The organism is Streptosporangium sp. 'caverna' (assembly GCF_003203775.1).
In the GTDB taxonomy this organism is placed as follows: Bacteria; Actinomycetota; Actinomycetes; order Streptosporangiales; family Streptosporangiaceae; genus Streptosporangium; species Streptosporangium subroseum.
In genome coordinates this window covers 7,774,405-7,789,733 of record NZ_CP029711.1, presented here as the reverse complement: position 1 = coordinate 7,789,733, position 15,329 = coordinate 7,774,405, and the positions used below count along the sequence as shown (strand labels likewise).

General features: G+C 69.0%; 14 protein-coding genes. 12 read left to right on the top strand and 2 right to left on the bottom strand.

Going from position 1 to position 15,329, the window contains the following annotated elements:
• Positions 1–78: 78 nt before the first annotated feature.
• The 5 genes from DKM19_RS33920 to fusA all read left to right on the top strand — a co-directional run bounded on the left by DKM19_RS33920 (position 79) and on the right by fusA (position 6,751).
• Positions 79–873: a VCBS repeat-containing protein gene (locus DKM19_RS33920; RefSeq protein ID WP_110701435.1), complete on the top strand. Its 795-nt coding sequence runs from the start codon at positions 79–81 to the stop codon at positions 871–873.
• Positions 874–905: 32 nt separating this feature from the next.
• Positions 906–2,252, top strand: coding sequence for a crotonyl-CoA carboxylase/reductase (gene ccrA / locus DKM19_RS33915; RefSeq protein WP_110701433.1), 1,347 nt, complete (start codon positions 906–908; stop codon positions 2,250–2,252).
• 2 nt (positions 2,253–2,254) lie between these two features.
• Positions 2,255–3,244 (top strand): 3-oxoacyl-ACP synthase III family protein, encoded by a 990-nt coding sequence (locus DKM19_RS33910; protein ID WP_110706183.1) that lies wholly within the window; start codon positions 2,255–2,257, stop codon positions 3,242–3,244.
• Complete coding sequence (locus tag DKM19_RS33905) at positions 3,241–4,173, top strand: 3-hydroxybutyryl-CoA dehydrogenase (protein ID WP_110701431.1); 933 nt, start codon at positions 3,241–3,243, stop codon at positions 4,171–4,173. The genes DKM19_RS33910 and DKM19_RS33905 overlap by 4 nt, the downstream gene beginning before the upstream one ends.
• Before the next feature lie 484 nt (positions 4,174–4,657).
• Positions 4,658–6,751, top strand: a complete 2,094-nt coding sequence (fusA, locus tag DKM19_RS33900) for an elongation factor G (RefSeq protein WP_110701429.1) — start codon at positions 4,658–4,660, stop codon at positions 6,749–6,751.
• Between the two features lie 365 nt (positions 6,752–7,116).
• Here the strand turns inward: fusA and DKM19_RS33895 are convergent, their stop codons facing one another.
• Complete coding sequence (locus DKM19_RS33895) at positions 7,117–8,016, bottom strand: LysR family transcriptional regulator (RefSeq protein WP_110701428.1); 900 nt, start codon at positions 8,014–8,016, stop codon at positions 7,117–7,119.
• Positions 8,017–8,279: 263 nt separating this feature from the next.
• On the opposite strand from DKM19_RS33895, the gene DKM19_RS33890 reads away from it, so the two are divergent.
• The 6 genes from DKM19_RS33890 (at position 8,280) to DKM19_RS33860 (ending at position 13,808) form a co-directional block, all read left to right on the top strand.
• Entirely contained in the window at positions 8,280–9,014 is a 735-nt protein-coding gene (locus DKM19_RS33890) for an SDR family NAD(P)-dependent oxidoreductase (RefSeq protein WP_110706182.1), read from the top strand.
• A gap of 217 nt (positions 9,015–9,231) precedes the next feature.
• Complete coding sequence (locus DKM19_RS33885; protein ID WP_110701426.1) at positions 9,232–9,855, top strand: NADPH-dependent F420 reductase; 624 nt, start codon at positions 9,232–9,234, stop codon at positions 9,853–9,855.
• A gap of 155 nt (positions 9,856–10,010) precedes the next feature.
• The gene (locus DKM19_RS33875; RefSeq protein ID WP_110701424.1) at positions 10,011–10,946 is read left to right on the top strand and encodes an SDR family oxidoreductase; all 936 of its coding nucleotides are present in this window, start codon (positions 10,011–10,013) and stop codon (positions 10,944–10,946) included.
• Positions 10,947–11,136: 190 nt separating this feature from the next.
• Positions 11,137–11,436, top strand: a complete 300-nt coding sequence (locus DKM19_RS33870) for a hypothetical protein (protein ID WP_204358360.1) — start codon at positions 11,137–11,139, stop codon at positions 11,434–11,436.
• Positions 11,437–11,547: 111 nt separating this feature from the next.
• Positions 11,548–11,733, top strand: coding sequence for a DUF6203 family protein (locus DKM19_RS33865; protein WP_110701422.1), 186 nt, complete (start codon positions 11,548–11,550; stop codon positions 11,731–11,733).
• Between the two features lie 89 nt (positions 11,734–11,822).
• Positions 11,823–13,808, top strand: a complete 1,986-nt coding sequence (locus tag DKM19_RS33860; protein ID WP_110701420.1) for a phosphocholine-specific phospholipase C — start codon at positions 11,823–11,825, stop codon at positions 13,806–13,808.
• A 14-nt stretch (positions 13,809–13,822) separates the two neighbouring features.
• Here DKM19_RS33860 and DKM19_RS53120 read toward each other — a convergent pair whose 3' ends face one another.
• Positions 13,823–14,353, bottom strand: coding sequence for a Scr1 family TA system antitoxin-like transcriptional regulator (locus DKM19_RS53120; RefSeq protein WP_162641974.1), 531 nt, complete (start codon positions 14,351–14,353; stop codon positions 13,823–13,825).
• A 494-nt stretch (positions 14,354–14,847) separates the two neighbouring features.
• Here DKM19_RS53120 and DKM19_RS49965 point away from each other — a divergent pair, with 494 nt between their 5' ends.
• Positions 14,848–15,321: a hypothetical protein gene (locus DKM19_RS49965; RefSeq protein ID WP_162641972.1), complete on the top strand. Its 474-nt coding sequence runs from the start codon at positions 14,848–14,850 to the stop codon at positions 15,319–15,321.
• Positions 15,322–15,329: the final 8 nt, after the last annotated feature.

Here is a 15,329-nt window from a genome sequence, read left to right as displayed (position 1 = left end):
CGCTGGGGTGTGGACCAGCGCGGACGGCACCGAGGATCGGCACAGGACGACCTGCACGGCAACGGGTTGGAGAGCTTGATGCACACGCTTACCGGGATGGCGACGCCCCCCCAGCGGCTCGGCGCCGGCGGCGCGCTGTACGTGCGCAACCGGTCCACCGGTGAGCTGTTCGGCTATCCGCACCGCCCCGGAGCCATCGACCCCGGCAGCTACGGCGCCCCGGTCCGGATCGGCACCGGCTTCCTTCCCGGCGTGGCCCCGGTGCTGGCCGCCGGGGACTTCCGCGGCGACGGCGGCCTGGAACTGCTCTGCGGCCTGCCCGACGGCCGCGAGGTCCTGCTGTCCGCGTCGGAGTCGTTCACCGCGGCCGACCTGCCGCCCGCGGCGTCGGAGCCGGCGCAGGCCACGCAGGCCGTCGTGGTGCGCTCAGGAAAGGGCCGCCCCGAGCAGGTGCTGCGCGCCGCGCCCGACGGCATGGTCCGCCTGTCCGCGGCGTCCGCCCCCGGCGAAGGGGAACCGCTGACCACGATCGACCCGGGCGCGGTACTGCTCGGGATGGGAGACGTCACCGGTACCGGCCGGCCGGACCTGCTGCTGCGCCGCCCCGACGGCGGGGTCAGCGCGTGGGAGTACCCCGGCACCTCCAGCGGCGGACTCTGGCACGACCTGGGCGCCGGATTCGACGACGCCGTGGTGGTCGCCGCGACCGACGTCAGCGGTGACGGCCTGGTCGACCTGCTCGCGGTCGGCGGTGACGGCGAGCTGCTGGTCTTCCCGCACAGCGGCGTCTTCTGGCCGCAGGACCCGGCAGTCACGTTCTTCTTCCCGGTTCCGGTCGCCGTCGGCGTCGACGCGTTCGACGTCATCGGCTGACCGCACATCCGATCGCGATCGCGAGGACTTTCATGGATACCTTGGCCGAAGCGGTGCTCTCCGGCGCCACGCCGGAAGAACTCAGCGGGCTCCCGCTCCCGGAGCATTTCCTCGCGGCGCACCTGCGGGCCTCCGACGTCGGAATCTTCGACGGCGAGACCGACAAGGACGTCCGGCGATCCCTGCACGTCGGGTCGGTGCCGATGCCCCGGCTGGCCCCGGACGAGGTGGTCGTCGCGGTGATGGCCAGCTCGATCAACTACAACACGGTGTGGTCGGCGATGTTCGAGCCGATCTCGACGTTCACGACGCTGCGCCGGTTCGCCCGGCAGGGCGGCTACGCGGCCCGCCACGACCTGCCCCACCAGGTCGTCGGCTCGGACGCCGCCGGCGTGGTGGTCCGGGTCGGCGACGGCGTACGGCACTGGAACGTCGGCGATCACGTCATGGTCAGCCCGGCCTACGTCGACGACCAGGATCCGGGCTCGCACGCCGACGGCATGATGGGCACCGAAGGGCGGGCCTGGGGGTATGAGACCAACTTCGGCGGCCTGGCCCACTACACGATCGTGCGGGCCAGCCAGCTGGTGCCCAAGCCGCCGCACCTGACCTGGGAGGAAGCCGCCTCGATCACACTGTGCGCGGGCACCGCCTACCGCATGCTGGTCAGCGACCGCGGCGCGCAGATCAAGCAGGGCGACGTCGTGCTGGTCTGGGGCGCCACCGGCGGCCTGGGCGGGCTGGCCGTCCAGATGGTCAAGAACGGCGGCGGCATCGCGGTCGGGGTGGTCAGCTCCGATCAGAAGGCGCAGATCCTCCGCGAGCAGGGTTGCGACGTGGTCATCGACCGGCGCGAGATCGGCATGGGCGACGGCGCCGAGGGCACGGGCGACGCGATCGAGTACGGCAAGCGGCTCGGCAGCAGGATCCGGGCCGAGCTCGGCGAGGACCCGCGGGTGGCCTTCGACTACGTCGGCCGGGCCACGTTCGGCACGTCGGTGCACGTCGTGCGGCGCGGCGGCGTGGTCGTCACCTGCGGGTCGAGCACCGGTTACCAGCACCAGTACGACAACCGCTACCTGTGGATGAACCTCAAGCGGGTGATCGGCAGCCACATCGCCAACCTGCAGGAGCAGTGGGACACCGCCCGGCTGTTCCGGCAGGGCGGCCTGGTGCCGATCCTCACCGACGTCTACCCGCTGGCGGAGACCGGCGAGGCGCTGAGGCTGGTGCAGACCAACCGGCACGTCGGCAAGGTCGGCGTGCTCTGCCTCGCCCCCGCCGAGGGACTGGGGGTCACCGATCCGGAGGCCCGGGAACGGATCGGCGTCGAACGGCTCACCTCGTGGCGCCGCTACGCGTCGACGGCGCGGGTGTGACGATGAGCGCGATCGGAATTCTGGCCACCGGATCCTACGTCCCCAAGCAGATCGTGACCGGCGCGGACGTCGCCGGTCCGGCCGGCGTCACTCCGGAGTGGATCGAGCGGAAGACGCAGATCGTCGCCCGCCGCTACGCCGCACCGCACCAGGCCACCTCCGACCTGGCGGTCGAGGCCGCTAAGCAGGCGCTCGAGCAGGCGGGGCTGCCGGCCGAGGCGCTGCGGTACCTCATCGTCTCCACCTCCACCCCCGACTCGCCGCAGCCGCCCACCTCCTACCTGGTGCAGGACGCCCTCGGCGCGCACCGCGCCGCGTGCTTCGACCTCAACGTCGTCTGCAGCGGCTTCGTCTACGGCCTGGCACTGGCCCGGGCACTGGTCGCCCAGGAGCCGGACGCGTACGCGCTGGTGATCGCCGCCGACGTGTACTCGCGGATCCTGGACGTCACCGACCGCAAGACCGTGGTGCTGCTCGGCGACGGCGCCGGGGCGGCACTGGTCGGCGCCGTGCCGTCGGGGGGTTTCCTCGACGTCGAGCTGGCCAGCCACGGTTCCGCGCACGGACTGATCCGGGTGGAGGCCGGCGGCAGCCGGATGCCGACCACCCACGAGACCGTCGACAACGGTGAGCACTTCTTCCGGATGGACGGCCGGGGTGTGCGGGACTTCGTCATGGAGAACGTCCCCGGCGCGGTCAAGACGCTGGTCGAGCGGACCGGTCACCGGCTGGCCGACGTCGACCACTTCGTACCGCACCAGGCCAACGGCGTGCTGCTCAGCGAGCTGGTGACCCTCGCCGGTCTGGATCACGCGCACACCCACCGGACGCTGGAGCAGTACGGCAACACCGGCAGCGCGTCGGTCGCGCTCGCGCTCGACGCCGCCCACCGGGGCGGGCATCTCCGCGACGGCGACCTGGTGCTGCTCGCCGGGTTCGGCGGCGGCATGTCGCTCGGCGCGGCCCTGCTGCGGTGGACGGCCACGCGATGAACACCGCGGCGGGGAGCACGGGAGCGGAGAACACCGCGGTGAAGAGCAGCGCGGCCGGGAGCACCGGAGCGGGCATCACCCGGGTGGGCGTCGTCGGCTGCGGCACGATGGGCGCCGGCATCGCCGAACTCTGCGCCAAGGCCGGCCTGGACGTGCGGGTCGCGGTCTCCTCGGCGGGCTCGGCGGAAGCCGGCCGCCGGCGGATCGCCCAGTCGCTGGGCCGGGCCGTCACCCGGGGCAAGCTCACCGCCGAAGCCCGCGAACGGGCCCTCGCCGCGATCTCGTTCACCGACGCGCTTCCCGACCTCGCCGACCGGCAACTGGTGATCGAGTCGGTCACCGAGGACGAGAAGCTCAAGCGAAGCGTGTTCACCGCGCTCGACGCCGCGCTCACCGACTCCGGCGCGATCCTGGCGTCGAACACCTCCTCGCTGCGGATCGCCACCCTGGCCGAGTGCACCGAGCGCCCCGAGCGCGTGGTGGGGATGCACTTCTTCAACCCGGCGCAGGTGCTCCCGCTGGTCGAGGTGGTGCCCGCGGAGCGGACCGCCGAACGCGTCGTGGCCGTCGCCGAGGCCTTCGCCGCGGACGTGCTCGGCAAGCAGGTGATCCGCTCCGCCGACCGCTGTGGCTTTGTCGTCAACGCGCTGCTCATCCCGTTCCTGCTCGCGGCGGTGCGGATGGTCGAGGTGGGACACGCCACCCGGGCCGACATCGACCGCGGCATGAAGCTGGGCTGCTCGCACCCGCTCGGCCCGCTGGAGCTGGCCGACCTGATCGGCCTGGACACCGTCGCGTCGGTCGCCGAGGCGATGCACGCGGAGTTCGGCGAACCGCTGTACGCGCCGCCGCCGCTGCTGCGGGAACTGGTCACCGCCGGCCGGCTGGGCCGCAAGACCGGCTCCGGCTTCTTCGACTACCCGCGGTAGACGCCGGCCGTACCGAAGCGCGGACCACGGGGTGCGGATCTACGTGGAGATCGACTCGTGCGCCGCCGGACGCGACCGGGTCGTACATAAGCATGCGCTTACGCCGGTGAAAGAAATCGGTTTCCCGTCCACACCGATTTCAGTACACTCGCCACGAACCATGAACCACGCGACGCCACGACTCGCGGCGCGCGCCTTGACGAGTGAGGGGAGCCGGCCGTGCGCTATCGCACCGCTGTTGTCATTCCCCGGTCACGGTACGAGGTGATCCTGGTGTCTTCGTTGATGCCCGATGCCGGCTGCGCGGCCGGCACCGGACGCCCGTGACGAACGCCTGACCCCTGATCCGCCGGTGCTGAGCCAACCGGTCAAGCATGTCCCGACGCGGTCGCACCGCCTCAGGGGTTTCCGCATGGCCTGACCTCAGGCCATGTCGTCCGGGAAACGCGCCGTCCTCTTTGGATCGTCCTGAAGGGCATGGACCGTGCGTACCAACCTGCACCGTCATCTCACCGACCCACTGACCGGCGTCCGCAATCTGGGCATCCTCGCCCACGTTGACGCGGGCAAGACCACCATCACCGAAAGGATCCTGTACGTCACCGGCGCCACCTACAAGCGTGGCGAGGTGCACAACGGCACGACCGTCACCGACTTCGACTCCCAGGAGCGCGATCGTGGGATCACCATCTTCGCCGCGGCGGTGAGCTGCGCCTGGGACGACCACCGGATCAACCTGATCGACACGCCCGGCCACGTCGACTTCTCCGACGAGGTGGAGCGCTCGCTGCGGGTGCTCGACGGCGCGATCGCCGTGTTCGACGGTGTCGCGGGTGTCGAACCGCAGAGCGAGTCGGTGTGGCGGCAGGCCGACCGGTACGGCGTGCCGCGGATCGCCTTCGTCAACAAGCTGGATCGCGCCGGCGCCGACCTCGACACGGCGGTCGCGTCGATCCGGGGGCGGCTGCGGGTGACCCCGCTGGTCGTCCAGCTGCCGATCGGGCAGGAGGACGGGTTCACCGGAGTGGTGGATCTGCTGCGTATGCGATCGCTGGTCTGGGCCGACGACCGCGGCACGTTCAGGGAGGGCCCGGTGCCGGACGCCCTGCGGGAGGAGGCGCACCGGCGTCGCCGGCTCCTTGAGGAGGCGGTGGCCGAACTGCACCCGATCGCGTTGGAGGAGTTCTGCACGGAGTCGGCGATCTCCGCACAGACCCTCGCCGTCGCACTGCGCGACCTGACCCGCACGGGTGAGGGCGTGGTGGTGCTGTGCGGATCGGCCTACCGCAACCGCGGGATCGAGCCGCTGCTGGACGCCGTCGTGGCCTACCTGCCCTCGCCGCTGGACGTGCCGCCGGTACGCGGCACCCAGGGCGGCACGGTGCAGGAGCGGGCCGCCGACCCGGCGGCGCCGTTCGCCGCGCTGGTCTTCAAGGTGAACTCGACCGCCACCGGGCGGCTGACCTACCTGCGCGTGTACTCGGGGACGATCGAGAGGGGGGACGCGGTGCTGGACGCCGGCGCACGGCGCACCGAGCGCATCGGCCGGATCCTGCGGGTCCAGGCCGACCGGCACACGGAGGTGGACCGGGCGGTGGCCGGGGACATCGTCGCGGTGGTCGGGCTGAAGACGGCCCGCACCGGGGCCACCCTGTGCGCCCCCGCGGCGCCGCTGGTCCTCGAACCGCCGGCCGTGGCCGACCCGGTGGTCTCCATGGCGGTCGAGGTCCGCAGGAGCACCGACACCGACCGGTTCGCGTCGGCGCTGGCCCGGCTGGTCGAGGAGGATCCCTCGCTGGTGGTCCGGACCGACCCCGAGACCGGTCAGACGGTGCTGTCGGGGATGGGCGAGCTGCATCTGGAGGTCGCGGTGGAGAAGATCCGTCGCGCCCACGGGCTCGAGGTCGGGGTCGGCCGGCCGCAGGTGGCCTACCGGGAGACGGTCGTCCGCGGGGTGTCCGGGTTGCTGTACCGGCACGTCAAGCAGGACGGAGGCGCCGGTCAGTTCGCCCACGTCGTCCTCGATGTGGAACCGCTGGACGACGCCGGTGACGACGGCGGCACGGCCGGCTTCGTGTTCCGCTCGACCGTCGTCGGCGGGCGGGTGCCGCGGGAGTACGTCCGGGCGGTGGAGGCGGGTTGCCGGGACGCCCTGGCCGAGGGTCCCCTCGGGGGCCATCCGGTGACCGGCCTGCGGGTCACGCTGACCGACGGAGCCACCCATCCCAAGGACTCCTCGGAGATGGCGTTCCAGGCGGCCGGCCGGTTCGCGCTGCGGGAGGCACTGCGCGCCAGCGCGATGGTGCTGCTGGAACCGCTGGTCGAGGTCACGGTCACCGTGCCCGACGACGCCGTCGGCGGGGTGCTGGGGGACCTGGCGGCACGGCGCGGCCGGGTCTTGGGCTCGACCGCGCGGGCGGGCACGGTGGTGATCACCGCGACCGTGCCGCTGGCCGAGTTGTTCGGCTACGCGACCCGGCTGCGCAGCCGTACCCAGGGCAGGGGAACCTTCACCACCCGGGCCACCGGGTACGCCCCGGTGGCAGGCGCGGTGTCCAACGGGACGCCGTCCCGGTAGAACCCCGACGGCCCCGCCCGTACGGCGGACGCCAGCGATCCTCGCGACACTCCGGGGTCGCGAGGGTCGCGGTGGTGGGTCGCCGTCCCGACCCGGACCACAGACCGAGAAGCGGAGGCGTTCGTTCGTCTGATCGAGATGGGGACATCGGCTGACCTTGCGCTTGTCGACGCCGGGGGCGCGGGACGATCGGACAACCGATCACATCGCGCGGGAGGCCTCGAACGCCTGCTGGTCCGGGTGCATCGCGCGGTGTGACACCGGGCTCCTTCTTGTGGTTCATGGACTTCAAGCACCCACGAACGTAGCGGGAAGGAGCCCCTCAAGATCACCCAGGTTGCGGAACTCGCAGGTGACCGGCTGTCTCAGCGCCCCTTCAGAACAGCCGCACCCGAATCGTAGTTCCCACATTCTGCCGTGATCTCGGCCGTCGCCTGCGCCGCGGTGAAGAAGTCGTCGGCCAGCGGCGAGGTGCGCGATGCCGCCATCGCGAGGCACACCTGGTCGGGCGCGAGTTCCGGGATGGGTACGTAGCTGATGTCCGGACGTGAGTAGAACACTGTCTCCGAACGCCCCACGAACGAGATGCCCCGGCCAGCCGCGACGTGCTCGAGCTTCTCCTCCACGCCGCGCACCCGGAGCCCGGAGTCGAGGTGCGGGCGCCTGGTGGGATGCGTGCTCGGGTCGGCATGCCAGACCAGTGGCTCACCGGCCAGGTCGGCCTCGGTGACCTCCTCCTTGCCGGCCAACCGGTGGCCTGCGGGCAGCACCACCATCAGCGGCTCGGTGTACAGCGGGGTCACGCGCAGGCCGGTCTCGTCGATGGGCAGCCGCACATAGCCGACGTCGATGCGGCCGTCGAGCAGCATCGGGGCCTGGTCGTCCCATTCGATCCGCTGCACGTCCACGACCACGTCCGGATGTCGGGCCTCGAACGCCCGAGCCGCCGGGATGACCGGGATGCCGGTCCGGAAGCCGACCGCCAGCCGCCGGCTGCCGCGGGCGGCCACGGTCACCCGGCGGCGGACCGCGTGCGCGGAGGCCAGCAGCGGGCCGGCGTCGGTCAGCAGCTGCCTGCCGGCGTCGGTCAGCGCCACGCCGTGGCTGTCTCTTGTCAGCAGCGGGGCGCCGAGATCCTGTTCCAGCGCGCGGATCTGCCGACTGAGCACCGGCTGCGCGATGTGCAGCTCATCGGCGGCGCGGCCGAAGTGCAGCCTGTCGGCGACGGCGACGAAGTAGCGCAACTTGCGCAGGTCCAGATCCATGGAACCCCCCGGTTCGGCAATGCCTTCAGGGTATCGCAACGGCTGAAAGAGGTCTTGGACACCCACTCAGGCCAATGGCACCCTTAAAAGGTGCCTAATAGGGCCGGAGCGAATTCGATATAAGAGTTCGGCATCGGGACTTGATGGCAGGTCCAGAACCGGAATGAGCACATCATGAATTGAGCGCGGTCCATCGCGTCATTTGTTCTTGAACCGAACCGTTTCGGATATCCATCAATTCAACTCAATTTAACGGAGTGATCGTGGGAAAGCTCGATGGCAAGGTAGCGGTGATCACCGGTGGATCCACCGGCATGGCACTGGCCGGCGCCAAACTGTTCGTCGAGGAAGGAGCGCACGTCTTCATCCAGGCCCGGCGGCAGGAAGCACTGGACGACGCCGTCAAGCTGATCGGCCGCAACATCACCGCCGTCCAGGGTGACGCGGCCGAACTGGACGACCTGGACCGCTTGTACGACACCGTCAAGCGGGAAAAGGGCTCGATCGACGTGCTGTGGGCCAGCGCCGGGATGGGTGAACCCGCCGTCCTCGGCGAGATCACCGAGGAACAGTTCCACCGCGCCTTCTGGCTCAACGCGCGCGGCACCCTGTTCACCGTGCAGAAGGCACTGCCGCTGATCAACGACAACGGCTCGATCTTCATGACCGGATCCAACGCCTCCCTCGGCGCCTTCCCCGGCTGGAGCCTCTACGCGGGAAGCAAAGCCGTCCAGCAGGCCTGGGCCCGCGTCTGGCTCAACGAACTGCGCGACCGCAAGATCCGGGTCAACGTCCTGACCCCCGGCCAGGTCGCCACCGCCAAACAGGAAGAACTGTTCGACGAGGCAACCAAGGCCGCATTCGAGTCCCTCATTCCCCGCGGAAAGATGGGCCGCCCCGAAGAAATCGCCACCGTCGCCCTGTTCCTCGCCTCCGACGACTCCAGCTACGTCAACGGCCTGGAACTGGTCACCGACGGCGGCACCACCGCCATTTGAACCACACACCAGGAATGCCGCGGGCACACCCCACAACAACCCCGTCGCCACAACGAACTGATCTCGAACGCGGACATCCGCAACACGCCGAAGTGTTGCGCGGGCGCCGAATTCGCGTGCGGCAGTCGGCCCAGAAACGTCGCGGCCGACGCCCCGCGCCTGACCCGGCACGAACGAGACAGAGCGACACCTCGAGAACAGGAAGAGAGCACACCTCATGAGCGGCATCACCCTCATCGGTACGGGGAACATGGCCCGTACCATCGGCACGCTCGCGGTGGCGGGCGGCAACACCGTCGAGGTCATGGGACGCGATCAGTCCAAGGCCGATGACCTGGCCAAGGCTCTGGGCGGCGGCGCGACGACGGGCAAGTGGGGAGCCGTCCCGGCCGGGGACGTCGTCATCACGGCCCTGTTGTACGACGGTGTCGTTCCGGCCGTCGCCCACTACGGGGACGCCCTCGCGGGCAAGGTCATCGTCGACATCAGCAACCCCTTCAACGCCACGTTCGACGGACTGGCCCACAGCGAGGAGACCTCGATCGCGCAGGAAGTCGCCAAGGTGGCCCCGGCCGGCGCCAGCGTGGTGAAGGCGTTCAACACCATCTTCCGTAACGTCCTGGAGAAGGGCCGGCCCAACGTCTTCATCGCCGGCGACGATGCGCAGGCCAAGGCGGGCGTGGCGGCATTCATCGAGAGCCTGGGGCTGCGCCCGCTGGACGTCGGCGGCCTGAAAATGGCGCACTGGCTGGAAGGGGTGGGCTTGGTCACGGTGAGCCTCGCCGGCAACGGGGTCGGCCACTGGGACTTCGCCCTCGGCGTCAACGAATTTACCGGCTGAGCCCCGCTACGACGAGACCGGGGAACGGGTGACCACGCCGTACAAGGGCAAGAACAAACCCGGCCCGCAGAAGGACGCCAACCGGGCTCGTGCCCGCAGCTGAGCGCACCCGCACCACCACTTCTCGCGCCACATCATTCACAAGGAGCAGTAGCGTGCGCGTTTTCGTCACTGGCGGGACCGGCCATTCCGGTTCGTACATCATCCCCGAGCTCATCGCCGCCGGGCACGAGGTCACCGGCCTGGCCCGGTCGGACACGGCTGCGGCGGCGCTGTCCGCACTCGGCGCGAAGGTGCGTCGCGGCGACCTCGAGGATCTCGACGGGCTCAAGGAGGCGGCCGCGGACTCCGACGGCGTCATCCACGTCGCACACAGGCAAGACCTGCTTCCGTCCGGCGGGATCGACGCCGTGGCCGCCGCGGAGCTCCCGATCATGCTCGCGTACGGCGAGGCACTCGCGGAAACCGGAAAGCCGCTGGTCGCGGCGGGGAGCATCGGCTCGCCCGGGAACCTGGGCCGGCCGGCAACCGAGGAGGACCCGGCCCTTCCCGGCGGCGATGAGTACAAGGGCACCCTGCGGGTTCGTAACGTCGTGGAAACCGCCGTAGTCGGTCTCGCCGAGCGGGGAGTGCGGTCTTCGGTCGTGCGGATTGCCAACATCGCGCACAGCACGACCGATCGTGCCGGCTTCCTCGTGCAGCTGATCGCGCTCGCGAAGGAGAAGGGCTTCGTCGGCTACCCCGGAGACGGCGCGAACCTGTGGAACGCCGTGCACGTCCGCGACGTCGCCTCCTTGTTCCGCTTGGCGCTGGAGAAGGGGCCGGCCGGCAAATATTGGCACGCGGTTGGGGACGGGGCCATCCCGCTCCGCGAGATCGCCGAGGCCATTGGCGGCCGTCTGGGCCTGCCCGCCGTGAGCGTTCCCGCGGACGTACTGATGGTGCCGGGATACTTTGGGTTCCTCGCGAACATAGTCACGCAGAACTACCCGGCGTCCAACCTCATCACCCGCCGGACCCTCGGCTGGGAACCCGCTCAGCCCGGCCTGCTCGCCGATTTGGACAACGGCCATTACTTCTCCGCCGGCTGACGGCAGGGACCCGAATCGCAACGAGTCCGGCAAATGGCAGGGATGCGGCTCTTCTGGAGGGACGCGGAGAATGTGACGACTGTGGGATTCATCGGAAGCGGATACATCGGCAGTACCGTCGCGCGGCTCGCCATCGAGGCCGCTCACCTCGAGCGAGCTGCTGCTGCGGTACATCCCGGACGCCATGGTCGTGAAAGCGTTCAACGACATCTTCTTCAATCACCTGCTGTCACTCGCCCGCTCGGCGGGGGCGGCCGACCGCTCGTACCTGCCGATCGCCGGGGACTCCGCGCCGGCGAAGGCGGCGGTGACCGAACTCATCGAATCCATCGGGTACGGCGTGGTGGACGCGGGACCGCTGGCCGATAGCTGGCGGCAGGCGACGGGCACGCCGGTGTGGGGGACCCCGTACGGGCCGTTCTCGAACGAGAAGGGCCGGCCGGTCGGCGAGGACGCCATCCGCGCGGCACTGGCCACCGCGACGCGGTAACCGCAGGTTGGCGCGGGCCGCGGTATGGTCCGGCCGTGTTATGGCCCCGTCCGGTAGGCGGCGGGGCCATCGTCGTGCCTGTTTCGCCTCCTGGAGGGTAGAGGCGCTCCCATGAAAAAATTCTTCAAGGTCGTGGTGGTGCGCTGGCTGGCACGTACGCCGATCGGTCTGGCGATCCTGGGACTGGGCTGGTTACTGGGACGACGCAAGGAGCGCGCCCAGAGCGAGGGTGAGCGGGGTGGACGGCGGAGGGATCGCCTCCAGAGCCAGGGCAAGCGGGGCGGACGGCGGAGGTAGGGCTCACGCGGGTGGGTCCGGGCGCGTGACGGGAGAGGCCGGGTTGTTAGGTTGATGCTTGCCCGAAATATCGCCAAAGGGACGCATCGATGCCGGCAAGATCCTCACTTCCCCCTTCCCTCACACGTCTGCTGGAGCGACCCGCTCCGCCCGGCACCATCTCCGACCTCAAGCACGTCGTTTTTGTCATGCAGGAGAACCGGTCGTTCGACCACTACTTCGGCCGCATGCGCGGCGTGCGCGGCTACGGGGACCGCAACGCGGTGTCCACCCGGGCCTGGAGGCCGGCCTTCGAGCAGGACGGGGTGCTGCCCTTCCCCGTACGGGAGGCCGCCGAGCGCGCGGGGGCCGACCCGATGCTGCTCGACACCCACGACCACACCTGGCTCGGCACGCAGAACGCCTGGGCGATGGGCTGGAACGACGCCTGGGTCCCCAACAAGGGCCCTTCCACCATGGCGTACTACGACCGCCGGGACCTCCCGCTCCACTACGAGCTGGCGGACACGTTCACGATCTGTGACGCCTACCACTGCTCGCTGCTGACCTCCACGACGCCGAACCGCAACTACCACGTCTCCGGATACACGGGCTACGAGCCGGGCACCGAGCAGCGGGCCGTCGACAACGGCGCCTGCGAGGAGGACGGGCACCCTGGCTACTCCTGGATCACGGTGCCCGAACTGCTCACCCAGGCCGGGCAGAGCTGGCAGGTCTACCAGGAGTGGGACAACTACCAGTGCAACAACCTTGAGTTCTTCGCCGCCTTCAAGGCGGTCATGGCGAAGCTGGGGCAGACCAGCATGCACTCCTTCTACGAGAAGGTCCGCGCGTCCGAGGACCCCGCGCCGATGCTCGCCGAGCTGGAGGAGAAGGCGGCGCGTCTCGATCCGGCCGACCGCGAGCTCTACGACCGGGCGCTCCGCCGTACCGGGACGGGCGGGCTGGGGGAGTGGTTCGCCGCCGACGTGGCGGCGGGGCGCCTTCCGGCGGTCTCCTACGTCGTGACCTCGCTCGCCGACTCCGAACACCCGGAGGGGTCCTCGGCCGTCGAGAGCGGAAAGGTCATCTACCAGGTTCTCGACGCCCTGGCGTCGCATCCCGAGGTGTGGGCGAACACGGCGGTCTTCATCACCTACGACGAGAACGACGGTTTTTTCGACCACGTCCCCCCGCCCGTCCCACCGGACGGCACCCCGGGGGAGTTCGTCGCCGGACGGCCCCTCGGGCTGGGCATGCGCGTCCCGATGACCGTCGTGTCACCGTGGAGCGTGGGCGGCTACGTCTGCTCCCAGACGTTCGACCACAGCTCGACCGTCCGCTTCCTGGAGACCTGGCTCGGAATCAAGGCCCCTGACATCAGCGCCTGGCGGCGGACCGTCGCCGGCGATCTCACCTCCGCCTTCGACTTCGCCGCCCCGCAGGCGCGCCCCGCGGTGGAGACGCCTGCTTTTGATGCCTCGAAGAGCGCCTCCGTCGGCCGCTGGTATCCCGACGTCCCCGCCGAGCAGCGGATGCCCGACCAGGAACCGGGCACCAAACCCGCCCGCGCGCTGCCGTACCGGCCCGACGCCTCGGCGCGGATCCGCGGGCGCGCCGTCGAGATCACGATGAGCAACGCCGGTACGGAGAGCGCCCACCTGGCGCTGTACGGCTACATGGGAGAGCTCGCCCGGCCGCTCCACTTCGACGTGCTCGGCCACGCCCGTGAGGTGATCTACTTCCCGTGCCCCACGTACGCCCTCGTTCTCACCGGGCCGAACGGCTTCCGCCGGGAGTTCCGGGGCGGGACGGATGACCCGATAGAGCTGACCAGCGTCATCGACGCGGATACGCGGACGATCGAGATCACCGTCGTCAACGGCGATGAGTCGCCGGTCGACGTCACGATCTCGCCCCTGGCGTACGGCGGAGCGCCGCAGACCCTCCGGCTCGCGGGCCGGGGCAGTGCCCGAGTGCCGTGGCAGACCGCGCTCGGATGGTACGACCTGCTGGTCACCGTGGCCGGCGACGCCGCCTTCGCCCGCCGCCTGATGGGACACATCGAGAACGGCAAATCCAGTATCACGGGCTGAGGAGCAGTGCCGATTCAGGTATTGCACCTTACGGCGCAGAACGCCCGCGTCGATAAGCGCGAGGAAGAGGGGAGGGTTTTTCTGTTGGAGATCTTCTGCCGTCGCAGGCGAGCCTGGACTCGCTCCTCTACCTCATCAGAGGTGATCTGAGGAGCCTGGCCGAAAAGATAACGAGCATAGGACTCCGTCTGGAGAAGGCCTGGAATGAGGAGGGGGTCCCAGGAGCGGAGGACGAGGGCGGTGGGCTCGATCTCCTCCGCCCAGTCGTGGAACCAGGCCGGGCTGCGGGACTGAGCGACGAGGCTCTGGTAGAGCCGGGTTAAGGAGACGTTGCCAGCCGCCTCGAAAAGGCGGTCCAGTCGTCCGGCGTCGGACCTTGACGGGGTCCGGGTGGCCTTCTCCAGGCGGCTGATCTGCGTCTGGGTGCAGCCGAGGCGGGAGGCCACGGCGGCCTGCGAGAGCTCTGCGGCCTCCCGTAGCCGACGCATCTCGGCGCCGAACCGTACGCGAGGAGACCCGGAGTCGGGAGGCGGCACACCATCCATCATATTTCCTCTCGAATTAGAAAAAGCGGACTTATTATTCGATCGGCGAGGCTGAATTCAGTCCAATTAGACCAACGGCTGTCATCATCCGATCTGGCTTGGATTGCCAATCCCGTAGCCGCTCCACTACTGATAGGTCGGTCTAGGCGTAGAAACTCTCCTCATGACAGTGCGATAAAAAGTAGTTCACCACCTTCTCGGCCAGAAACGGATCAGGGCGCACATGAATGCGATAGCGCCCTCTAACGCCTCGGTCAAAAAATTAGAAAGCACCCGAAGTGTGAAACCATAGTGGACAAGTTTCCGGCTGGAAGATCGCGGCTCCGATCCGCGAGGACATGCCTCCGCCGAGGTCGACGGCGACGGGTGGAGCCTGCCGACCAACGCTAAGGAGGCCCTTATTGACGAATGGATATGGGAAGGGTGTGGCGAAGACGAGCCAAGTGGGTAAGGATTGGGTACGTCCCGGCCCCAGTCATCCCCGGAGGTACTGAATGCGTTTCGCCTGGCTAATGGCCGTCAGTTTGACGTTGGTGATGGCAGCATCGGGATGTACTTCAGAGCCTTCACTGAAGGAAGCGGCAGCGGAGCTACAGAAGGACGCACAACGTCTGGAGAAAGACGATGTCTTCAAAAACCCGTTAATGAAACTTCGCATCTTGCAGCGTCCGGACAAGGACATCCCTTGCGACAAGGACAAGTTCAAGCGAGTGCTGCGAGTCACCGCTGACGACGAACGTAAGACCACTGATGTCGACAGTCATCTAGATCAGGCAGAAGGGGTGATGGCGGGGACTCTTGTTCATGAGCTTGGCTACAAACTGGAATATCCCTTTAGCGAAGGGGATGCTGAGGAGGGAAGATTTATCCATGGTCTCAAAGAGGTGGGGGTATTAGTTGCGGTGTATGTTGCACCGGAGGCTCCCACCTGGAGGTTACATGCGGAGACCTCCTGTCTTCCCAAATAATTCACGCC